This window comes from Denitratisoma sp. agr-D3 (assembly GCF_054658675.1).
Map to the genome: position 1 here is coordinate 91134 of NZ_BAAGIA010000002.1, position 19895 is coordinate 111028.

The 19895-nt window shown below is 66.2% G+C and carries 22 protein-coding genes; 9 read left to right on the plus strand and 13 right to left on the minus strand.

The window, feature by feature from the left end:
* Positions 1-29 precede the first annotated feature (29 nt).
* The gene (locus ACYQ2U_RS05415; protein WP_459949331.1) at positions 30-806 is read left to right on the plus strand and encodes a ParA family protein; all 777 of its coding nucleotides are present in this window, start codon (positions 30-32) and stop codon (positions 804-806) included.
* A gap of 10 nt (positions 807-816) precedes the next feature.
* A complete protein-coding gene (locus ACYQ2U_RS05420; RefSeq protein WP_459949332.1) occupies positions 817-2103 on the plus strand; it encodes an HD domain-containing phosphohydrolase in 1287 nt (428 codons plus the stop codon).
* Here the strand turns inward: ACYQ2U_RS05420 and rdgB are convergent.
* The 4 genes from rdgB to ACYQ2U_RS05440 all read right to left on the minus strand — a co-directional run bounded on the left by rdgB (position 2090) and on the right by ACYQ2U_RS05440 (position 5311).
* Positions 2090-2683: an RdgB/HAM1 family non-canonical purine NTP pyrophosphatase gene (rdgB, locus tag ACYQ2U_RS05425; RefSeq protein WP_459949333.1), complete on the minus strand. Its 594-nt coding sequence runs from the start codon at positions 2681-2683 to the stop codon at positions 2090-2092. The genes ACYQ2U_RS05420 and rdgB overlap by 14 nt on opposite strands.
* Positions 2684-2782: 99 nt before the next feature.
* Positions 2783-3502, minus strand: coding sequence for a ribonuclease PH (gene rph / locus ACYQ2U_RS05430; RefSeq protein ID WP_459949334.1), 720 nt, complete (start codon positions 3500-3502; stop codon positions 2783-2785).
* A gap of 22 nt (positions 3503-3524) precedes the next feature.
* Entirely contained in the window at positions 3525-4358 is an 834-nt protein-coding gene (locus ACYQ2U_RS05435) for a PP2C family protein-serine/threonine phosphatase (protein ID WP_459949335.1), read from the minus strand.
* Complete coding sequence (locus tag ACYQ2U_RS05440) at positions 4355-5311, minus strand: serine/threonine protein kinase (protein ID WP_459949336.1); 957 nt, start codon at positions 5309-5311, stop codon at positions 4355-4357. Before ACYQ2U_RS05440 ends, ACYQ2U_RS05435 begins: the two co-directional genes overlap by 4 nt.
* Before the next feature lie 106 nt (positions 5312-5417).
* On the opposite strand from ACYQ2U_RS05440, the gene ACYQ2U_RS05445 reads away from it, so the two are divergent.
* From ACYQ2U_RS05445 to ACYQ2U_RS05470, 6 genes are all read left to right on the plus strand, one after another.
* On the plus strand, positions 5418-6296 hold the full coding sequence (locus ACYQ2U_RS05445; protein ID WP_459949337.1) for a YicC/YloC family endoribonuclease: 879 nt from the start codon (positions 5418-5420) through the stop codon (positions 6294-6296).
* 4 nt (positions 6297-6300) lie between these two features.
* Positions 6301-6939, plus strand: a complete 639-nt coding sequence (gene gmk, locus ACYQ2U_RS05450) for a guanylate kinase (protein ID WP_459949338.1) — start codon at positions 6301-6303, stop codon at positions 6937-6939.
* A gap of 17 nt (positions 6940-6956) precedes the next feature.
* Positions 6957-7163 (plus strand): DNA-directed RNA polymerase subunit omega, encoded by a 207-nt coding sequence (gene rpoZ / locus ACYQ2U_RS05455; protein ID WP_459949339.1) that lies wholly within the window; start codon positions 6957-6959, stop codon positions 7161-7163.
* Between the two features lie 32 nt (positions 7164-7195).
* Positions 7196-9412 carry a RelA/SpoT family protein gene (locus ACYQ2U_RS05460; RefSeq protein ID WP_459949340.1) on the plus strand — a complete coding sequence of 739 codons (2217 nt, stop codon included), beginning with the start codon at positions 7196-7198 and terminating at the stop codon, positions 9410-9412.
* 20 nt (positions 9413-9432) lie between these two features.
* Positions 9433-9621: a DUF3460 family protein gene (locus ACYQ2U_RS05465; RefSeq protein WP_459949341.1), complete on the plus strand. Its 189-nt coding sequence runs from the start codon at positions 9433-9435 to the stop codon at positions 9619-9621.
* A 67-nt stretch (positions 9622-9688) separates the two neighbouring features.
* Entirely contained in the window at positions 9689-10045 is a 357-nt protein-coding gene (locus ACYQ2U_RS05470) for a CZB domain-containing protein (protein WP_459949342.1), read from the plus strand.
* 39 nt (positions 10046-10084) lie between these two features.
* Here the strand turns inward: ACYQ2U_RS05470 and xerD are convergent, their stop codons facing one another.
* From xerD to leuS, 8 genes are all read right to left on the minus strand, one after another.
* Positions 10085-11005: a site-specific tyrosine recombinase XerD gene (xerD, locus tag ACYQ2U_RS05475; RefSeq protein WP_459949343.1), complete on the minus strand. Its 921-nt coding sequence runs from the start codon at positions 11003-11005 to the stop codon at positions 10085-10087.
* Between the two features lie 8 nt (positions 11006-11013).
* Positions 11014-11511: a methylated-DNA--[protein]-cysteine S-methyltransferase gene (locus ACYQ2U_RS05480; protein WP_459949344.1), complete on the minus strand. Its 498-nt coding sequence runs from the start codon at positions 11509-11511 to the stop codon at positions 11014-11016.
* Positions 11508-12185 (minus strand): DNA alkylation repair protein, encoded by a 678-nt coding sequence (locus tag ACYQ2U_RS05485; protein ID WP_459949345.1) that lies wholly within the window; start codon positions 12183-12185, stop codon positions 11508-11510. The genes ACYQ2U_RS05480 and ACYQ2U_RS05485 overlap by 4 nt, the downstream gene beginning before the upstream one ends.
* A gap of 4 nt (positions 12186-12189) precedes the next feature.
* On the minus strand, positions 12190-13461 hold the full coding sequence (locus tag ACYQ2U_RS05490; RefSeq protein ID WP_459949346.1) for a glutamate-5-semialdehyde dehydrogenase: 1272 nt from the start codon (positions 13459-13461) through the stop codon (positions 12190-12192).
* A 95-nt stretch (positions 13462-13556) separates the two neighbouring features.
* On the minus strand, positions 13557-14570 hold the full coding sequence (gene holA, locus ACYQ2U_RS05495) for a DNA polymerase III subunit delta (protein ID WP_459949347.1): 1014 nt from the start codon (positions 14568-14570) through the stop codon (positions 13557-13559).
* 3 nt (positions 14571-14573) lie between these two features.
* On the minus strand, positions 14574-15086 hold the full coding sequence (locus ACYQ2U_RS05500) for an LPS-assembly lipoprotein LptE (protein WP_459949348.1): 513 nt from the start codon (positions 15084-15086) through the stop codon (positions 14574-14576).
* Complete coding sequence (locus ACYQ2U_RS05505; protein ID WP_459949349.1) at positions 15083-15772, minus strand: hypothetical protein; 690 nt, start codon at positions 15770-15772, stop codon at positions 15083-15085. Before ACYQ2U_RS05505 ends, ACYQ2U_RS05500 begins: the two co-directional genes overlap by 4 nt.
* Positions 15772-18378 (minus strand): leucine--tRNA ligase, encoded by a 2607-nt coding sequence (leuS, locus tag ACYQ2U_RS05510; RefSeq protein ID WP_459949350.1) that lies wholly within the window; start codon positions 18376-18378, stop codon positions 15772-15774. Before leuS ends, ACYQ2U_RS05505 begins: the two co-directional genes overlap by 1 nt.
* A gap of 141 nt (positions 18379-18519) precedes the next feature.
* On the opposite strand from leuS, the gene ACYQ2U_RS05515 reads away from it, so the two are divergent.
* Positions 18520-19395, plus strand: coding sequence for a FecR domain-containing protein (locus ACYQ2U_RS05515; RefSeq protein ID WP_459949351.1), 876 nt, complete (start codon positions 18520-18522; stop codon positions 19393-19395).
* A gap of 33 nt (positions 19396-19428) precedes the next feature.
* Here the strand turns inward: ACYQ2U_RS05515 and ACYQ2U_RS05520 are convergent, their stop codons facing one another.
* The gene (locus tag ACYQ2U_RS05520) at positions 19429-19770 is read right to left on the minus strand and encodes a hypothetical protein (protein ID WP_459949352.1); all 342 of its coding nucleotides are present in this window, start codon (positions 19768-19770) and stop codon (positions 19429-19431) included.
* Between the last annotated feature and the right edge of the window lie 125 nt (positions 19771-19895).

The following is a 19895-nucleotide window of genomic DNA, read 5'->3' on the forward strand; positions in this document are numbered from 1 at the left end:
CACCCACATCAGCAAAAGGCGGTTTGGCCATGAAGCGTGTCGTGTTCAATCAGAAGGGCGGCGTCGGCAAGAGCACCATCACCTGCAACCTGGCAGCCATCAGCGCCGCCAACGGGGCCAAGACCCTGGTGGTGGACCTGGACCCCCAGGCCAATTCCACCCGCTACCTGCTCGGCGACGGCGCCGACGGCCTGGAGCACACCGCGACGGGCTTTTTCGACCAGATGCTCAATTTCAAGTTGCAGCCCCTGGCTACCGAAGCCTTCATCGCCGCCACGCCCTTCGCCAACCTGTCCATCCTGCCCGCCGACGGCGCCCTGGAGGAATTGCAGGCCAAACTCGAATCCCGCTACAAGATCTACAAGCTGAAGGAAGCTCTTGAGGCCCTGGACTTCGACGAAATCTGGATCGACACGCCGCCGGCCCTGCACTTTTACACCCGCTCGGCCCTGATCGCCGCCGACCGCTGCCTGATCCCCTTCGATTGCGACGAGTTCGCCCGCCGCGCCCTGTACACCCTGCTCGACAACGTGGCGGAAATCCGCGCCGACCACAACGATGCCCTGCAAGTGGAGGGGATCGTGGTGAACCAGTTCCAACCCCGGGCCAGCCTGCCCCAGCAGGTGGTGGCCGAGTTGCGCGCGGAGGGGCTGCCGGTGCTCGACACCCATCTGTCCGCCTCGGTCAAGATCAAGGAATCCCACCAGCAGGCCAAGCCCATGATCCACTTGGACAAGAGCCACAAGCTGAGCCAGGAATTCGCCGCCCTGCACGCGGAACTCCAATCCGACCGCGCCGGCCGCTAGCCGGTTCGCCATGTTCGACCTGCACCGCCGCCTGTTCCGCCGCCTGCTGGCGGCCTGGCTGGGGGTGTCCCTGCTGCTGAGCGGCGGTGCCCTGGTCTACGACTTGGTCAGCATCGACGCCGAAATCCAGCGCCAGGCCGGCAGCCGGCTCGACGAATTCACCCTGGCCGACCTGGCCGCCCAGCCCAGGCTGGAAAGCCGCGCCCTCGACTACGCGCGCCGCCACTACATCCACGTGGAACTGTTCGACCCCGCGGGCAAGCGCCTGGACAGCGCCACCAATCCGGGCCACGAGGCGCTGGAGCAGGCCCTGGCCCCACGTCGCCAGCGCTTCCCCCTGGTGGACGCCCTGCACTACGAAAAGATCGTCCTCGGCAATGTCAGCGTGGTCCATGTCCAGGGACCGGTGCGGGATAGCGACGGCCGACTGGCGGGTTACGTGGACGGCAGTTTCTTCGTGGATCCGGCGGCCGTCGCCCAATTGCGCCGGGAAGCCGTGGCCGCCCTCGTGGTCGCCCTGATCGCGGTGCTGGTCACCACCTTGGCGGTCTATCCCCTGCTGCTCGCTCTCAACCGCGACGTCCAGCGCCAGGCGCGGGACCTGCTGCGGGGCAACGTGGAACTGATGGACGTCATGGGCCGCGCCGTGGCCCGGCGCGACACCGACACCAACGAGCACAACTACCGGGTCACCCTCTACGCCGCCGACCTGGGGGAGGCGAGCGGCTTGGTGGATGGCGCCATGCGCGACCTGATCGCCGGCGCCTTCCTCCACGACGTGGGCAAGATCGGCATCCCCGACGCCATCCTGCTCAAGGCCGGCCCCCTGAGCGCGGAGGAACAGGCGACGATGCGCACCCACGTCTCCCAGGGCGAGGCCATTCTGCAAGGTTCCCGCTGGCTGAGCCGGGCCATCGACGTGGTGCGCTACCACCACGAGAAGTACGACGGCAGCGGCTACCTGCGCGGCCTCAAGGGCGAGGCCATCCCGCTGGCGGCGCGCATTTTCGCCATTGCCGACGTGTTCGACGCCCTCGCTTCGCGCCGCCCCTACAAGGACGCCCAGCCCCTGGACACCGTGCTGGCGCAGTTGGCGGAACAATCCGGCTGGCACTTCGACCCGGACCTGCTGGCCCGTTTCCTGGCGCGGATTCCGGCCCAACACGCCATCGTGGCCGCGGCGACCCAGGACGAACTGGAACAGCTCATGTGGCGCAAGGTGGAGCAGTACTTCGTCGCCCTACCGCGCCGGGGACGCTGGCGGGCGGCGCTGCGGCGGCGGCTTAGCCGGCCTTGAGCCGGGCCAGCAGCTTGGCCACCGCCTGGCCCCGATGGGAACGGGCGTTCTTTTCCTCGTGGCTCAACTCCGCCGCCGACTGGTTCAGCCCCGGCACGCCGAACAGGGGGTCGTAGCCGAAGCCCTGGGCGCCGCGGGGAGCGTCGAGGATTTCGCCGTGCCACTCGCCTTCGCAGATGATGGGCTGGGGATCGTCGGCATGGCGCACCAGCACCAGCACACAAGTGAAGTGGGCGCGGCGGTCGACGACGCCGGCCAGGTCGGCCAGCAGTTTCTCGTTGTTGCGGGCATCGGACTTGGGTTCACCGGCATAACGCGCCGAGCGCACCCCCGGCGCCCCACCCAGCACCTCCACGCACAGGCCGGAATCGTCGGCCAGGGCCGGCAGACCCGTGGCCCGGGAACAATGGCGGGCCTTGGCCAGGGCGTTCTCGACGAAGGTGACGTGGGGCTCTTCGGCCTCGCTGACGTTGAAGGCGGACTGGGGCAGCACCTCGATCCCCAGGGGCGCCAGCAACTGGGCGAACTCCTTGAGCTTGCCGGCGTTGTTGGAGGCGAGAACGATCTTGTCCATAGTCATTTCCAAAGCTCAATCCCCATGGGAAGGGCTAAATAAATTGAAGCGAAGCGAACCATGCCGTCGCCCCTTCCCCGGGAAGGGGATGGAGGATGGCCGTTGTTATTGGGCAAGCGCAGCGCGCTGGGCGGCGATGATTTCGCCAATGCCCTGTTCGGCCAGCGCCAGCAGCGTGTCCAACTCGGCACGGGTGAAGGGGGTGCCCTCGGCGGTGCCCTGCACTTCCACCATGCCCCCGCTGCCAGTCATCACCACGTTCATGTCGGTGTCGCAGGCGGAGTCCTCGGGGTAGTCCAGGTCCAGCACCGGCACGCCATCCACGATGCCGACGGAGACGGCGGCGACGAAATCCTTGAGGGGGCTGGCGGTCAGCTTGCCGTCCGCCAACAGCTTGCCGATGGCGTCGTGCAGGGCCACCAGGGCGCCGGTGATGCTGGCGCAACGGGTGCCGCCGTCGGCCTGGAGCACGTCGCAGTCGAGGACGATCTGGCGCTCGCCCAGGGCGGCCAGATCCACCACGGCGCGCAGACTGCGGCCAATCAAGCGCTGGATTTCCTGGGTGCGGCCGGACTGCTTGCCCTTGGCGGCTTCCCGGTCGCTGCGGGTGTGGGTTGAGCGGGGCAGCATGCCGTATTCGGCGGTGACCCAGCCTTGGCCCTTGCCCTTGAGGAAGCCCGGCACCTTTTCCTCCACGCTGGCGGTGCACAGCACCTTGGTGTTGCCGAAGGCCACCAGCACGCTGCCTTCGGCGTGACAGGTGTATTGGCGGGTGATGGTGAGGGGGCGCAGTTGCGCCGGGGCGCGGCCGCTGGGACGGGTCATGGTGTTTCCTTCCGAAGGATGTTCAGTTTTGCGAGGGGCGAATGATGCCGGGAATTTCGCTCTCTGCCCATGCGGGATTTGCCTCGTGGCTTTTCGGCGCCAGGGGCGGACGGATTTTCCGCCCGTCCCAGCGCAGCACGATCAGACTCAGGTTGTCGGCACGGGGACCGGCCCGCCGCTCGGCGTCGTCCATCAGGCTGGGCACGCCTTGTTCGGGCGCCGTCGTGCCCAGATGGCGCACCAGGGCGCCGTCCCCGGCGGGGTCCCAGACGCCGTCGCTACACAGGGCGAGGACATCGCCGGGGCGCAGCGGAATGGCGGCGGAGAGGGCCACCTGGGGCGGCACCGCGCCACCGAGGCAGTTGTAAACCCGGTGCCGGTCCGGGTGCTGGCGGGCGGCGGCGGCGTCGATCAGGCCCTTGTCCAACAACTGCTGGACCCGGGTGTGGTCCCGGCTGCGGTGCAGGATGCGGCCCTCCCGCAGCAGGTAGAGGCGGGCATCGCCGGCATGGCCCCAGTGCGCCACCCCGTCCAGAACGAGGCAGGCGACGCAGGTGGTGCGCGGAACTTCGCCCAGGCCGCGCAAGCCCGCGACCCGCAGAATGGCGCCGTGGGCGCCGTTGAAGCATTGCTCCAGGAAATCCCTGGGCTGGGCCAGGGCCGACGATGGGCGGTGCTCGAAGGCGTCCACCATGTGGTCCACCGCCACCTGGGCCGCCACCTCGCCATGGGCGTGGCCGCCCATGCCATCCGCCACCACCAGGAACTGGGCGTCGTCGCGGACGCGGAAGGCCAGCCGGTCCTGGTTGACGGCGCGGCGGCCGATGCGGCTGTCGCCATGGACCCGGTAGCTCATTTGCCCGCCCCCCGTAGCCAAAGCCGCAGGCGTCCCACCAGGCCAGGCGGGGACGGGTCGCGATCCTCGCTGGCCAGGAGTTTTTGCAGGGCATGGGCGCTTTGGGGCCGCTGTAGGGGATCGAGGCCTAGGCACTGATCCACGCTGTGCAGCAACTGGTAGGAATAGCGCCCGGCGAATTGCTTCACCGCCGGCACCAGGAGGTCCTTGTGCAGGCGCTCCTGGGCCGACAGCGGCGGCCGGCCGCCGAGGCAGGCATAGAGGCTGGCGCCGATGCCGTAAATGTCCGTCCAGGGACCCAGGCGTTCCTGCTGGCCTTCGCCCTTGTCGTACTGTTCCGGCGCCGCATAGCCGGGGGTGTGCATGGTGCGCAGCTGGGGGGCGTCATGGCCGATCACCTGGCGCGCCGCGCCGAAGTCCAGCAGCAGCGGACTGCCGTCGTGCTGGCGCAGGTAGATGTTGGCCGGCTTGATGTCCAGGTGCAGCAACTGGCTGCTGTGCACCGCCCGCAGCCCATTGAGGATGCGGCCGAACAGGGTGCGGATGAAGTCCTCCTCCAGGGTGCCGGGGTGGCGCTGGATGTGGGTTTGCAGGGTGCGGCCTTCCTCGTAGCGCAGCACCAGGTAGGCGGTGCCGTGGGCGCGGAAGAAGTTGAGCACCCGCACCACGTTGGGATGGTCGAGCTTGGTGAGGTTGCGCCCTTCCTCGAAAAAACAATTGAGGCCGTGGTTGAACACGGCCCGGTGGCGCGGGCTGACCACCGGCTCGGGGCTTTCCCCGGCGCGCAGGGCAAGGGCGTTGGGCAGGTATTCCTTGATCACCACCGGTTCGCCGAACACGTCCTCCGCCAGATAGACGATGGAAAACCCGCCCAGGGACAGCTGGCCGGTGATCCGGTAGTGCTTGAGCCAGAAGCCGGCGGGCAGGGGTTGGTTGGCCTGGGCGGGGGACATGGTCGGGACGGGATAGAATCCGCCTCATTCTGCGTGGCCCGCCTGGCACTGTAAAGCCGGCTGGGACACGCTGACCGCGAACTTTCCGACCGGAAACACGACCACCATGATCCTCAGCATGACCGGCTATGCGGCAGGCAGCCGCGACCTGGGCTTTGCCTCCCTCAATCTCGAACTCAAGAGCGTCAACTCCCGCTATCTGGACCTGGGTTTCCGCATCAGTGAAGACCTGCGCTTCCTGGAAATGCCCCTGCGCGAGCAGATTGCCGCCAAGGTGCAGCGAGGCAAACTGGAAGTGCGCGGCGGCCTCCAGGCCAAGGCCGCCCTGGGCCAGGCCGGCGGCCGGGAACTGATGCCCAACCAGGCCATGGTGGAGCAACTGGCGCGCATGGAAGCTGCCGTGCTGTCCACCCTCCACGGCGCCAAGCCCCTGTCCGTGGCCGATGTGCTGCGCTGGCCCGGCGTATTGGCCGACGAGGGCATGGACACCGACAAGCTGCAAACGGAAGCCCTGTCCCTGCTGCAACAGCTGCTGGAGGAATTCATCGCCACCCGCGCCCGGGAAGGGGAAAAGCTGGCGGCGGTGCTGCTGGACCGTTCCGCCCGCATGCGCGAGCAGGTGGCCAAGGTCAAACCCCTGCTACCCGTGGCCCTGACCGACTACCAGGAACGGCTGGCGACCAAGCTGCGGGAGGCCGTGGCCAACCTGGACGAGGACCGCATCCGCCAGGAACTGGGGGTGTTCGCCGCCAAGATCGACGTGGAAGAGGAACTGGCCCGCCTGGTGACCCACCTGGACGAGGTGGAACGGGTGCTGAAAAAGGGCGGCGCCGTCGGCAAGCGCCTCGACTTCCTGATGCAGGAACTCAACCGGGAGGCCAACACCCTCGCCTCCAAGTCCGTCTCCGCCGACGTCACCGCCATCGCCCTGGAACTCAAGCTGTTGATCGAGCAAATGCGCGAGCAAGTGCAGAACCTGGAATGACCCCATGACCGACACGCCCACTACCGCCGTCGCCGGCTCCCTGTTCATCGTCGCCGCGCCCTCCGGGGCCGGCAAGACCACCCTGGTGCGCCTGCTGCTGGAGCGGGACCCCCAGGTGATGCTGTCCGTTTCCTACACCACCCGCCCGCCCCGGCCGGGGGAGCAGAACGGGCGCGAATACCATTTCGTGGACATCCAGACCTTCCTCGCCATGCGGGAACGGGGGGAGTTCCTGGAATGGGCCGAGGTACACGGCAACTTCTACGCGACCTCCAAGGTCTGGCTCCAGGCGCAGATGGCGGCGGGGCGGGACGTGCTACTGGAAATCGACTGGCAGGGCGCCCAGCAGGTGCGCCGGATTTTCCCCGAGGCGGTGGGCATCTTCATCCTGCCGCCCTCGGTGGCGGAACTGGAACGGCGCCTGCGCGGCCGCGGCTCCGACAGCGAAGAGGTGATCCAGCGCCGGGTGGCCGGCGCCCTGGGCGAGATGCGCCATGTGGGGGAATTCTCCTTTGTTATAATCAACGACGATTTGCCGCGGGCCCTCGACGACCTGTCGGCCGCGGTGCGGGCCTCCCGGCTGCGCTTCGAACCCCAGCGGGGACATCGTCCCGACGTCTTCCGCTTCCTCGATTCCCATTGATTGCAAAGGATTCCATCATGGCCCGCGTGACCGCCGACGATTGCCTCAAGTACATCTCCAACCGCTTCCAACTGACCCTGGCCGCCGCCACCCGCGCCCGCCAGATCGCCACCGGCAGCACGCCCCTGGTGGAAGCCGGGCGCGACAAACCCACCGTGATCGCCCTGCGGGAAATGGCCGCCGGCAAGGTGGGCGTCGAAATCCTGACCCGCAGCCAGTCCTGATCCTCTTCGTTTGATTCGGATGGACGGCTGCCATGGCCACGGTGCTCCCGTCCTCCATCGCCACCGCTTCCAAAAAGCCCTTTTCCGGCCGCGAACTGGCGCCCGCCCGGGATGCCAGTGCTGAGCTAGCGGCACTCAACAGCCAACTCGCCGCCTACCTCCCCGCCGAGGACATCGCCAAGGTCAGCGCCGCCTACCAGTTCGGCGAGGCTGCCCACAAAGGCCAGTACCGCATCAGCGGCGAGCCCTACATCTCCCATCCGCTGGCGGTCGCCGGCAACCTGGCCCTCTGGCACCTGGACGCCCAGGCCATCATCGCCGCCCTGCTGCACGACGTGATGGAAGACACCGCCATCACCAAGGAGGAGATCGCCGAGCGCTTCGGCAAGACCGCCGCCGAACTGGTGGATGGCGTCTCCAAGCTGGACCGCCTGGAGAACCAGACCTACGAGCAGGCCCAGGCCGAGAACTACCGCAAGATGCTGCTGGCCATGGCCCGGGACGTGCGGGTCATCCTGATCAAGCTGGCGGACCGGCTGCACAACATGCGCACCCTGGATGTGATCCGGCCCGACAAGCAGCGCCGCATCGCCCGGGAAACCCTGGAAATCTACGCCCCCATCGCCAATCGCCTGGGCCTCAATAACCTCTACCGGGAATTGCAGGAGCTGTCCTTCCGCTACCTGCATCCGGTGCGCTACCGGGTGCTGGAAAAGGCGGTGCAGCGGGCCCGGGGCAACCGCCGCGAAGTGGTGGGCAAGATCCTCGACGCCCTGAAAAAGGCCCTGCCCGAAGCGGGCATCGAGGCCGAGATCAGCGGTCGGGAAAAGCACCTCTACGGCATTTACCGCAAGATGCAGGACAAGCACCTGACCTTTTCCCAGGTGCTGGACATCTACGGCTTCCGCATCATCGTCAAGGACATCCCCACCTGCTACCTGACCCTGGGCGCCCTGCACGGGCTGTTCAAGCCGGTGCCGGGCAAGTTCAAGGACTACATCGCCATCCCCAAGGCCAACGGCTACCAATCCCTGCACACCACGGTGATCGGTCCCTATGGCACGCCGGTGGAAATGCAGGTGCGCACCCGGGACATGAACCACGTCGCCGAGACCGGCGTCGCCTCCCACTGGCTGTACAAGGACGAGGACGCCCTGTCCGAGTTGCAGAAGCGCACCCACAAGTGGCTGCAATCCCTGCTGGAATTGCAGTCCGCCTCCGGTGATTCGGCGGAGTTCCTCGAACACGTCAAGGTGGACCTGCTCACCAGCGAGGTCTACGTATTCACCCCCAAGGGCAAGATCATCAGCCTGCCCCGGGGCGCCACGGCGGTGGACTTCGCCTACGCCATCCACACCGACGTGGGCAACCGCTGCGTGGCCTGTCGCATCAATCTGGAACTGATGCCCCTGCGCACCGAGTTGCGCAACGGCGACCGGGTGGAGATCGTCACCGCGCCCCAGGCCAGCCCCAACCCGGCCTGGCTCAGCTATGTCCGCAGCAGCCGGGCCCGCTCCAAGATCCGCCATTTCCTCAAGACCCAGCAACAGGAGCAGGCTGGCGCCCTGGGCGAGCGGCTGCTGGCCCGGGCCCTGACCGAAGTGGGCTCCAACCTGGTGGCGGTGGGCGCCGCCGCCTGGGACAAGCTGCTGAAGGAAACCGGCCTCAAGTCCAAGACCGACATCCTGGCCGACGTGGGCCTGGGCAAGCGCCTGCCCGCCGTGATCGCCCGCGCCCTGGTGGAGCGGGCGCAAACGCCGGACGCGGAACAGCCGGCCAAGCCCCAGGGGCCGATCCTGATCCGGGGCACCGAAGGCGTCGCGGTGCAGCTGTCCAGTTGCTGCCGCCCCATCCCCGGCGATCCCATCATCGGCCTGATCCGCAAGGGGCGCGGCCTGGTGATCCATACCCACGACTGTCCCGCCATCGCCCGCCTGCGCCACAGCGACAAGCTGGAATGGGTGGACGTGGAATGGGAACCCCAGATCGAGCGCCTGTTCCAGGTCGGCATACGCGTCCTGGTGCGCAACCAGCGCGGCGTGCTGGCCAAGCTGGCCCTGGCGATTTCCGACAGCCAGTCCAATATTCTCGACGTGCGGGTGGACGAAGACCGGGGCAGTACCTCCCTGGTGTTCTTCACCCTGGAAGTGAACAACCGGGCCCACCTGGCCCGCATCCTGCGGTCCCTGCGCAACATCCCCGAAGTGCAGCGCCTGGTCCGCCTCAAAGAATCGATCACCCATCCCTAACGACCCGGAGGAGCAAGACCATGGCCCTGTACGAATCCGACCACACCAAATTCATCCGCGAATGGCTCAAGGCCCATCCCGAGGAATTGCAGGAACAAAAGGATGGCCGCGCCCTGTGGTGGGACAAGCCCAGCCAGGACCAGGAGGAAATGAAGCGCCGCACCGAGGCCAAGGTCCCCACCAAGGCCTACTACTACGACGCCAACTGAGCGCCGCCCCGAACCACCACGCCCCGGGTCGCGATGATCCGGGGCGTTTTCGTCCACGCCGCCGACCATGACCAGCTACGACTTCGACCTCGCCCTGGCCCGCCACACCATGTGGCTGTCCCGCCTCAAGCTCTTCACCCTGGGCGTGGGGGAGCGGGATTTGACGCCAGAAAAAGCGGGGGACAGCGGCGCCTGCGAACTGGGCACCTGGCTGCGGGGCGAGGGTGCCCACTACCGCGACCTGCCTGGATTCGATGCCCTGGTGGAAGCCCACGACCGCTTCCACGACCTCGCAGCCGAAGTGGTGCGCCTCCACCGCCTGGGGGATGAAACCGAGGTTCGCATGCTGGTGGAGGAAGTACTGCCGCCCGCCTCGGAAGACGTGGCCCTGGCCCTGCGCAAGCTGCGCAACCTGCACCTCTGATCCGCCGCGGACCAAGGCTGCGGCCTGGAGCAGGCCGGCCTAGCCCCGGGGATGGTGTTCCTGATGCAGCCGCTTGAGCCGTTCCCGCGCCACGTGGGTGTACACCTGGGTGGTGGAAATATCGGCGTGGCCCAACAGCAATTGCACCACCCGCAGGTCGGCGCCATGGTTGAGCAGATGGGTGGCGAAGGCGTGACGCAGCACATGGGGTGAAATGCGATCGCGGGGAATGCCGGCCAGCACCGCGTACTTCTTGATCAGCACCCAGGCCATCTGCCGGGTCATGGCACCGCTGCCGCCGGCGTTCTTCTTCTGGCGGCCGGTGACGAACACCTCGTCGCAAGTCCTGCCCTTGAGCAAGGCCGGGCGGCCTTCCTGCAAATAGCGTTGCAGCCATTCCACCGCCACCTCGCCCAGGGGCACCAATCGCTCCTTGCTGCCCTTGCCGACGGTGCGCAACACGCCGGCCCGCAAGTCCATCTCGAACAGGCGCACCGCCACCAGTTCGGACACCCGCAAGCCGGTGGCATAGAGCAGTTCGATCATGGTCCGGTCGCGCAGGCCGAGGGGGGTGTCTACATCCGGCGCGGCGATCAAGGCCTCCACCTGGGCTTCCGACAGGGTCTTGGGAAAACGGCTGGCCGGGGCCGGCGGCAGGATGTTGAGCAAGGGATCGGAGGCGACCCGGTTCTCGTCCAGCAACCAACCGTAGAAGCGGCGCAGGGCCGAGAGCAAACGGCGCTGGCTGGTGGGCTTGGGCGGCGTCGGCTGGCGATGGAGGTGGGCCAGGTAGCCGTTGATTTCCGCCTCCCCCACCGTCGTCAGGGGCGTGCCCTCGAGCCAGGCGGCGAACAGGGCCAGGTCGCTGCGATAACTGGCCAGGGTGTTCTTCGCCAGACCGTCCCGCAGCCAGATGGCGTCGATGAATTCATCCAGCAGATCGGCGTTGGCGGACAGCATGGACCGATTCAGACCGCACCCTCATGGGCCAGCAGCCAACGCTTCACCCCCAACAAAAAACCGCCCCGCTCCCGGGCGAAGCCGCCGAGGCCGTCGTTGAAGCCCTTGTCCGCCGCCACCACGCGGTGGCAGGGCACCACCACCGGATAGGGATTGGCGCCGCAGGCGCCGCCCACGGCCCGGGGCGCGGAGCCGATGGCCTTGGCGATGTCGCCGTAGGTCAACACGCGGCCACAGGGAATGGCGGCGATCTGGCGCCAGACCTGACGGCGGAAGTGGGTGCCGGCCGGGGCCAGGGGCAGGGTGAAGTCGTGGGCCGGGTTCTTCAACCAGGCCCGCAACTGGCGTACCGCCTCCTTGGCCAGGTGCGTGGCCGGCGCCAACTCGGCACGGGGCTCGAGGAATTCGATGCCGGTGATTTCGTCGTCGTTGCAACGGACGCCCAGGCAGAAGCCGGGCGCCGCAACGACGGCTTGCCAGGTCGGTTCGGTCGGATGCTGGTTCACGCTTCGCCTCCTTGCAGATGTTTGCCCGCCTCCCGCCGCGACAGGGGCGACAGCACCGCGCCATTGTGCGCGAGAAAATCCGCCACCGCCGTCGGCGCGTGGCGGGCGTAGTCCCGCAGAGCCCAGCCGATGGCCTTGCGGATGAAGAACTCCTTGTCGCCGGCCTGTTGCAGGCAATAGCGGAACAGGCGCTTCGGGTCCGTCGCCTCGCCCCAACCCAATTGGTGCAGCAGGGCGATACGGCGCAACCAGAAATCCTCGTGGACGATCAGCTCGTCCATACGATGAACAAGGGCGGGGGTTTGCTGCACCAGTTTGCCCACGGTCTTCACCAGGCTGTCCACCGTGTCCCACCAGGACTTGCGCTGGGCCATCGCCAGCAGGGGCTCCAGGGCCTCGACGGACAGGGTCTTGGCTTTCATGGCCAGAAGGTCGCAAGCCACGTACTGGTATTCCCGCTCGCGGCGATGCCAGAGGATGTCCGCCGCCGCCAGAGCATCGCCTTCGTAGGCCCGCAGCAAGGCGTGCACGGCCTTGCGCCGTTGCGGCGTCTGGATGCCGAGAAAGGGGAAGTGATCCTGCATGTAGGCCGCCATGGCAACGGCCCGTTCCGGGTCAGCCAGGGGCAGCAGGGCGTCGTTGACGCCCTGCGCCAGGGCCGCCGGTTTTTTCATCGTCTCAGGAACGGACTTCGCCGTCCCCCAGCACCACCCACTTCATGCTGGTGAGGCCTTCCAGGCCGACGGGACCACGGGCGTGGAACTTGTCGGTGGAAATACCGATCTCCGCCCCCAGGCCGTATTCGAAACCGTCGGCAAAACGGGTGGAGGCGTTGATCATCACCGAGGCCGAATCCACCTCCCGCAGGAAACGCATGGCGTTGGGGTGGTTGGTGGTGAGAATGGCGTCGGTGTGGTGGGAGCCGTATTTGTTGATGTGGGCGATGGCCTCGTCCAGATCCTTCACCACCTTGACGCTGATGATGGGGGCGAGGAATTCGGTGTACCAATCCTCTTCCGTGGCGTCCACCAGCTTGGCGCCGGACACCTGGGAAAGGATGGCCTTGGCCGCGCCGTCGCAACGCATTTCCACGCCCTTGGCGGCGAAGATGGCGCCGATCTTGGGCAGGAAGGCCGGCGCGGAAGCAGCGTGCACCAGCAGCGACTCGGTGGCATTGCAGGGGCTGTACTTCTGGGTCTTGGCGTTGTCCGTCACCACCAGGGCCTTGTCGATGTCCACCTCGGCGTCCACATAGGTGTGGCAGTTGCCGTCCAGGTGCTTGATCACCGGCACCTTGGCCTCGGCGCTGATGCGCTCGATCAGGCCCTTGCCGCCGCGGGGGATGATCACATCCACATATTCGGGCATGGCAATCAGGCGACCCACGGCAGCCCGGTCGGTGGTTTCCACCAACTGCACCGCGCTGGCGGGCAAGCCGGCCTCGGTCAGGGCCTGCTGCACCAGCTGCCACAAGGCTACGTTGGAGTGAATGGCCTCGGAGCCGCCGCGCAAAATACAGGCGTTGCCGCTCTTGATAGCCAGGGAAGCCGCTTCGATGGTGACGTTGGGCCGGCTCTCGTAGATCATGCCGAACACGCCCAGGGGCACCCGCATCTGGCCCACGCTGATGCCCGTGGGGCGACGCTTGACGCCGGTGATCTCGCCAATGGGATCAGGCATGGCGGCCAGTTGTTCGCAACCTTCGGCCACGGTGGCCAGCACCTTGGGCGTCAGCCGCAGGCGGTCCACCATGGGCGCGGCCAGACCGGCGTTCTCGGCGGCGGCGATGTCCTTGGCGTTGTCCGCCTGCAAGGCTTCTGTCTGTTCCCGCAGCAGACGAGCCAGCACCAGCAGGGTCTGGTTCTTGGCGCGCGTCCCCGCCTTGGCCATCTCGGTGGCCGCGGCACGGGCCTGCTGGCCCAGGGTGTTCATGTATTCGGTAACGTCCATAGCAGTCACTTTAAATTTATCGCTTCACGATCCAATCAGTCGCCCTCTCCCGGGAGAGGGATGGGGAGAGGGGGTAAGGTTGAGTGTTTTTGCAGTTATCGTTGCGCCAAGCGCAACGACAATTGCAGAAACTCATCCCACACGTCGCCCTGCACCAGACCCTTGATCATGCGGTCAATTCGCGCCGCATGCAACAGGGCGTTGCGTGCGGCGCTGGCGCTGACGCGTTGGGCGGCGGCCCGTAGGGGATTTTGGCGGGGGCCGAATATTTTGGCTTCCTTCATGGCCATGTCCACCGGCAGGCCCCGCTCCATGGCGGCCCGGATCTGGGCCAGGGCGCGGATCTCCGAAGTCATGGCCCAGAGCAGCAGGGGTGTGGCGGTGTCCTCGGCGCGCAGGCCGTCCAACAGGCGGCCGCAACGTCCGGCATCGCCCGCCAGCAGGGCAGCTTTGAGCTTGTCCACGTCGAAGCGAGCCACGTCCAGCACGGCTTCCTCGATCTGCTCCAGGCTCAAGGCCCCTTCGGCATAGAGCAGGCCCAGCTTCTGGATTTCCTGGTGGGCCGCCAACAGGTTGCCCTCCACGTGGGCAGCGATGAATTCGAGCCCGGCCCGGTCGGCGCTTTGACGTTGGCGGGCAAGGCGACCGGCGATCCAGTCCGGCAGCTGGGGCAGGGCCGGGGCGTTGCACTCCAGCACCACGCCGGTGTCCAGCAGCCGGGTGAACCAGGTCGCCTTTTTGGCCTGCCAATCGAGCAGGGGCAGAGTGATCAGGGTGGTCAGGCCGGGCCCGCCGTTGACGCTCAGGTCGCAGAGCTTTTGCAGGGCTTCACCGCCGTCGCGCCCGGGCTTGCCGTTGGGGATGCGCAGGTCCACCAGCTTGCTGCCGCCAAAGAGGGACATATTGCCCGCCGCCAGAAACAGGTCGTCCCAGCGGAAACCCTGGCCGGCCACCAGCACCTCCCGTTCCTCGAAGCCCTGCTTGCGTGCGGCCAGGCGGATGGCATCGGCGGCCTCGATGGTCAACAGGGGCTCGTCCCCATGGACCACGTAGAGGGCGGCCAGGGGTTTTTCCAGATGGGCGGCGAGCTGTTCGGCGCGGAGCTGCACGGCTCAGGGCTGGTCCGGGTCGATGGGCTTGGTCTTGGCGACAGACAGCCGGCGCAGGACCTGTTGCACCAGGTCGTTCTGGATGTCGCGCCAGAGCAGGGCCTCTTCCGCTTCCTTGGACAGCACCAGGTCGTCGGTGTAGTTGATGTCCCGCTTCAACTCGATCTTGGCGGGCACCATCAGGTCGCGGCCTTCCCGGTCGTGGACGCGGAAATTGAAATTGCGCTTCAACTGGTATTCCCGCACCCGGCCCGAGGCGTTGAGGGACAGGATCACTTTCTGTTGTTGGTCGAAAGTCACCGTCAGGATGGCCTCGGCCTCGTCGCGGTCCGCCACCACCTGGGTCTTGCTCGAGGCCTGGATGCTGCGGGCCAGTTGCACCCGCATGTCGGCGTAGTCGGGCAGGGCGATGTAGAGGGTGGAGAAAGGCAGGTCCTGGCTGTTACGCAGGTGGAAACCGCAGGCGCCGAGGACCAGGGTCAGGCCCAGCAACAGCAGGGAAGTCAGTTTGCTCATGGACGGACGGCCTTTTTCGGAGTGGCGGTTTTGGCGGCGGATTTGCCCGATGACGGACGCTTGCCCGCCACCTTACCCGAAGGCGGGGATTTTTTCGTGCCCTTGGCGGCAGACTTGCGACTGCCCTTGCTGCTCTTGGCGTATTTGGCCGACTTCCCGGACTTGGCCGCCTTGGCGCCCTTCAAATCCTTTTTCGCCAGGGAGCCGGGCTCGAAATCCAGGGCGATGGTGGTCTCGGCGGGGGAGCACCGTTCCAGCTGCTTGCCGCTGCACCGGTCGCCGACCAGATGACAGACCACGGCGTTGTCCGTACCGTTGAGCTGGGGGCTTTCCTGGGCCTGGCCGTTCCGGGCATAAAGGTCCGATACCTGGCGGTTGAGCACCTTGCCCCGGGCCAGATCGAAGGTAATACAACCCAGTTGCTGCTTGCCCTGGTTCTGGGTGCGGCCCACGTAGGCCATGCGCTTGCCCACCACCACCGGCGCTGACAACTCGGGATGGAAAGCCGGCAGGATGATCTGCTTTTCCTCGCCGCTGGCCTTGTTCAGCAGGCGCCAGCCGGGGCCTTCCCCGGGCAGCAGCACCTGCTGGTCGTCGAGGCGGATTTCGGCCGCCGGCGCAGCAGCGTCCTCGGCCAGGGCCGGCAGGGCGCACGCCAGGGCAATCAGGAAGGTCAGGCGCCGCATCAGACGACGATGTTGACCAGACGACCGGGCACCACCACCACCTTCTTCGGTGCCTTGCCTTCCATGAACTTGATGGCCATTTCATCCGCCAGGGCGGTGGCTTCGATGGCGTCCTTGGCGGCATCGGCGGCCACCTTGATACTGCCCCGCAGCTTGCCGTTCACCTGCAACATGAGTTCCACGGTGTCCTGCTTGAGGGCGGCTTCCAGGGGCTCGGGCCAGGGGGCGCTGAGGATGTCTTCACCGTAGCCCAGTTCTTTCCACAGGGCGTGGCCGATGTGGGGAGCGATGGGGGAAAGGACGCGCAGCAGGATGGAGAAGCCTTCCTGGGCCACGGCCAGCCAACCGTCAGCGGCGTCCTTTTGCACCTTTTCCAGGGCGTTGAGCATCTTCATGCAGGCGGAGGCCACGGTGTTGAACTGCTGCTTGGAAAGATCGTAGCTGGCTTGCTTGAGGGTGAGATGGATTTCCCGACGGGCGCTGGCAAGGTCTTCCGACAGATTGTCGGGCACCGCCACGACGGCCTGACCGGCCAGGGCGTGACCGAACGCCCAAACCCGCTTGAGGAAGCGGTGGGCCCCTTCCACGCCGGAGTCGGCCCATTCCAGGGTCTGCTCGGGGGGCGCGGCGAACATCATGAAGAAGCGGGCGGTGTCGGCACCGTATTGCTCGATCAGGGCCTGGGGGTCCACGCCGTTGTTCTTGGACTTGGACATGGTGGTCAGCTCATGCTCCAGCACGGTGCCGTCCTTCTTCAGGGTGGCGCCGGTGATGAGGCCCTTGGCGTCCCGCTGCACGTCCAGTTCGCTTTCCCAGTAGTAGTTCTTGCCGCCGCCTTCGGGCTTGTGGAAGAAGGCGTTGTTCAGCACCATGCCCTGGGTGAGCAGATGGGCGAAGGGTTCGCGGTAATTCACCAGCCCCAGATCGCCCATGACCTTGGTCCAGAAGCGGGAGTAGAGCAGGTGCAGGATGGCGTGTTCGATGCCGCCGATGTACTGGTCCACCGTCATCCAGTAGTTGGTTTCGTCGTCCACCATGGCGTCCGCGCCGAACTTGCTGGCGTAGCGGGCGTAGTACCAGGAGGAATCGACGAAGGTATCCATGGTGTCGGTTTCCCGCTTCGCAGGCTTGCCGCACTTGGGGCAGCTGCAAGCGAGGAAGTCTTCCCGCTTGTGCAGGGGATTACCGGAACCATCGGGTACGCAGTCTTCGGGCAACACCACGGGCAACTGGTCGTCGGGCACGGGCACCGGGCCGCAATCGTCACAGAGGATGATGGGGATCGGGCAGCCCCAGTAACGCTGACGGGAAACGCCCCAGTCGCGCAGACGCCATTGCACCTTCTTCTCGCCCACGCCCTTGGCGGCGAGGTCGGCGGCGACGGCATCCACAGCGGCCTCATAGGCGAGGCCGTCGTACTTGCCGGAGTTCACGCAGACGCCGTCTTTACTGCCAAACCATTCTTCCCACTTGTCAGTGCTGAACGCCTTGTCGCCATTGGCAATGACTTGCTTGATCTCGATGCCGTACTTCTGGGCAAAACCAAAATCCCGCTCGTCGTGGGCGGGTACACCCATCACGGCGCCGTCGCCGTAGCTCATCAGCACGTAGTTGCCGACCCAGACTTCCACCTGTTCGCCGGTGAGCGGATGGGTGACGAACAAGCCCGTGGGCAGGCCTTCCTTTTCCATGGTGGCCATGTCGGCCTCCATGACGGAGCCGTGCTTGCACTTCTCGATGAAGGCAGCCAAGGCGGGGTTGTCCTTGGCGGCGTGGAGGGCCAGGGGATGCTCGGCGGCCACGGCGCAGAAGGTCACGCCCATGATGGTGTCGGCCCGGGTGGTGAACACCCAGAGTTGGCCGTCGTTGATCAGCTTGCCGTCGTCGCCGGTGATGTCGTGACTGAAGGCAAAGCGCACGCCGGTGCTCTTGCCGATCCAGTTGGCCTGCATCAGCTTGACCCGCTCGGGCCAGCCTTCCAGGGTGTCCAGATCCTTCAGCAGTTCGTCGGCGTAGTCGGTGATCTTCAGGTAGTAGCCGGGGATTTCGCGCTTTTCCACCACGGCTCCGGTGCGCCAGCCCTTGCCATCGATGACCTGTTCGTTGGCCAGCACGGTCTGATCCACCGGGTCCCAGTTCACCACCTGGGTCTTGCGTTCGGCGATGCCTTTTTCCAGCATGCGCAGGAACAACCACTGGTTCCACTTGTAGTACTCGGGCCGGCAGGTGGCCAGTTCACGGCTCCAGTCGATGGCAAAGCCCAGGGACTTGAGTTGCCCCTTCATGTATTCGATGTTGTCGTAGGTCCACTTGGCGGGGGGCACCTGGTTCTTGATGGCGGCGTTTTCGGCGGGCAGGCCGAAGGCGTCCCAGCCCATGGGCTGGAGCACGTTGTAACCCTTCATCTTGTGGAAGCGGGACAGCACGTCGCCAATGGTGTAGTTGCGCACGTGGCCCATGTGCAGCTTGCCGGAGGGGTAGGGGAACATGGACAGGCAGTAGTACTTGGGCTTGCTCTTGTCGATGTTGGCCTTGAAAGCTTGGCGGCTCTCCCAGTAGTCCTGGGCGGCTTTTTCGATCTCCGACGGGGTGTATTTTTCCTGCATTTTCCGGGGCTGCTTGCGCGATTCGAGTAAAGGCCGGATTATACCCGCCGCCTCTTACACCCTCTTTTGTCGTCCCCTTTTCCTGGCCGCTGCCGCTAGACTGTCTCCCCCCGCGCCAACGTCCCGACCCAAGGTTCCGTCATGAAACTCCGCGCCGCCGCCTGCCTCTTCCTGCTCCTTCTGTCCGAAGCCGTTGTGGCCGCCGCCCCCGCCCGGGTCGAGGCGGTTCAGGCGCCGGCCTGGCGCTTGCGCGGCGAGGTCAGCGAGCCCCTGGCACCGGGCATGGAATTACTCCACGGCGACCAGGTAGCCACCGGCAGCGGCGCCCGGGCCGAACTCAAGTTGGCGGAAGGCAGCACAGTCAAGCTGGGGGAAGGCGCCAGGATGGCCGTGTACTCCCGTAGTCTCAAGCCTAGCCGCGCCTTCCGCGGCGCCCTCGACGTGCTTCAGGGCGCGTTCCGCTTCACCACCGCCCAGGCGGCCAAAATCAAGAAACGGGAGCTGACCATCCGCGCCGGCACCGCCACCGTCGGCATCCGCGGCACCGACCTGTGGGGCAAGCCCAGCCGGGAACACGACCTGATCATGCTGATCGAGGGCCGCATCGAAGTGCAGCCCGCCGGCGAGGAAGACGCCGTGGTGCTCGACGATCCCCTCAGCGTATTGCTGACCTTCCGTGGCGGCGAGCCGCCCACCCTGACCCACGCCACGGCGGACGAACTGGCGGCCCGGGCGGCGGAAACCGACTTGGTCGGCGGACAGGGCAGCCAACGGGCCCAAGGACGTTTCCATCTGCGCCTGGGCCCCGTCCTGGACGACGAAGCCTCGGCCCTGGCGCTCTACGACCGGGCCCGGACCGCCGGTTACCCGGTACGGTTGCGGCCGCTGGTGACGCGGGGCCAGAAAAACTGGCGCTACGAGGTACTGCTCAAGGGATTTTCCAGCCTGAAGGAAGCGGAACTGGCCGCCGGGCCGGTGGGTACGGCCCTGGGACTGGATGCCACGGCCACCCGCTGAGGGCGCCGGGAAGAGGCGGGCTGACGCGCCGCCTCAGCAGGAATAAATCTTGGCCTTGCCGCTCAAGGTGCGCCAGGTGCGGGTGGCGATGGTGCCGCCAGCCTCCAACCAATCAAGTTGCAGGGACCAGCAATGGCGCTGAAAACGCGCCCAGGTGCGGGTCGGCGACAACTCGTTGAGACGGTCGGACTCGGCTTGCAGCAGCGCCCGCAGCCGTTCCATGGCCACGCGGGAGAATTCCGGGGAATCGCTGTTGCCGCACTCACGGGCAGCCTGGGCGGACGCTTCCAGCCACAAAGACTTGGCCTTCAGCTCAGGCACGCCGGCTTGACGCGCCAGCCAGGGCAGTTGCAAGGGTAGGTGATCGCTGTTCATATCGTGCTCTCTTTCTCTCGGGTACATGCGAAATATAGCTTTAGTAGTATGCCTTGTCAATATCTTTTGCATCGCACAAAACGGATTGTAGTTTTTTAACCATTGATAGGAAAAGACTTTTGTGT

Bases quoted from the DNA above. Each gene is read 5' to 3' on its own strand.
- gmk (WP_459949338.1), top strand. From the start codon at position 6,301: ATGACCGACACGCCCACTACCGCCGTCGCCGGCTCCCTGTTCATCGTC.
- ACYQ2U_RS05420 (WP_459949332.1), top strand. From the start codon at position 817: ATGTTCGACCTGCACCGCCGCCTGTTCCGCCGCCTGCTGGCGGCCTGG.
- ACYQ2U_RS05470 (WP_459949342.1), top strand. From the start codon at position 9,689: ATGACCAGCTACGACTTCGACCTCGCCCTGGCCCGCCACACCATGTGG.
- rph (WP_459949334.1), bottom strand. From the start codon at position 3,502: ATGACCCGTCCCAGCGGCCGCGCCCCGGCGCAACTGCGCCCCCTCACC.
- xerD (WP_459949343.1), bottom strand. From the start codon at position 11,005: ATGCTGTCCGCCAACGCCGATCTGCTGGATGAATTCATCGACGCCATC.
- ACYQ2U_RS05465 (WP_459949341.1), top strand. From the start codon at position 9,433: ATGGCCCTGTACGAATCCGACCACACCAAATTCATCCGCGAATGGCTC.
- ACYQ2U_RS05485 (WP_459949345.1), bottom strand. From the start codon at position 12,185: ATGAAAAAACCGGCGGCCCTGGCGCAGGGCGTCAACGACGCCCTGCTG.
- ACYQ2U_RS05415 (WP_459949331.1), top strand. From the start codon at position 30: ATGAAGCGTGTCGTGTTCAATCAGAAGGGCGGCGTCGGCAAGAGCACC.
- ACYQ2U_RS05500 (WP_459949348.1), bottom strand. From the start codon at position 15,086: ATGAGCAAACTGACTTCCCTGCTGTTGCTGGGCCTGACCCTGGTCCTC.
- rdgB (WP_459949333.1), bottom strand. From the start codon at position 2,683: ATGACTATGGACAAGATCGTTCTCGCCTCCAACAACGCCGGCAAGCTC.
- ACYQ2U_RS05445 (WP_459949337.1), top strand. From the start codon at position 5,418: ATGATCCTCAGCATGACCGGCTATGCGGCAGGCAGCCGCGACCTGGGC.
- ACYQ2U_RS05505 (WP_459949349.1), bottom strand. From the start codon at position 15,772: ATGCGGCGCCTGACCTTCCTGATTGCCCTGGCGTGCGCCCTGCCGGCC.
- ACYQ2U_RS05520 (WP_459949352.1), bottom strand. From the start codon at position 19,770: ATGAACAGCGATCACCTACCCTTGCAACTGCCCTGGCTGGCGCGTCAA.
- ACYQ2U_RS05515 (WP_459949351.1), top strand. From the start codon at position 18,520: ATGAAACTCCGCGCCGCCGCCTGCCTCTTCCTGCTCCTTCTGTCCGAA.
- ACYQ2U_RS05440 (WP_459949336.1), bottom strand. From the start codon at position 5,311: ATGTCCCCCGCCCAGGCCAACCAACCCCTGCCCGCCGGCTTCTGGCTC.
- leuS (WP_459949350.1), bottom strand. From the start codon at position 18,378: ATGCAGGAAAAATACACCCCGTCGGAGATCGAAAAAGCCGCCCAGGAC.
- ACYQ2U_RS05490 (WP_459949346.1), bottom strand. From the start codon at position 13,461: ATGGACGTTACCGAATACATGAACACCCTGGGCCAGCAGGCCCGTGCC.
- rpoZ (WP_459949339.1), top strand. From the start codon at position 6,957: ATGGCCCGCGTGACCGCCGACGATTGCCTCAAGTACATCTCCAACCGC.
- ACYQ2U_RS05460 (WP_459949340.1), top strand. From the start codon at position 7,196: ATGGCCACGGTGCTCCCGTCCTCCATCGCCACCGCTTCCAAAAAGCCC.
- ACYQ2U_RS05435 (WP_459949335.1), bottom strand. From the start codon at position 4,358: ATGAGCTACCGGGTCCATGGCGACAGCCGCATCGGCCGCCGCGCCGTC.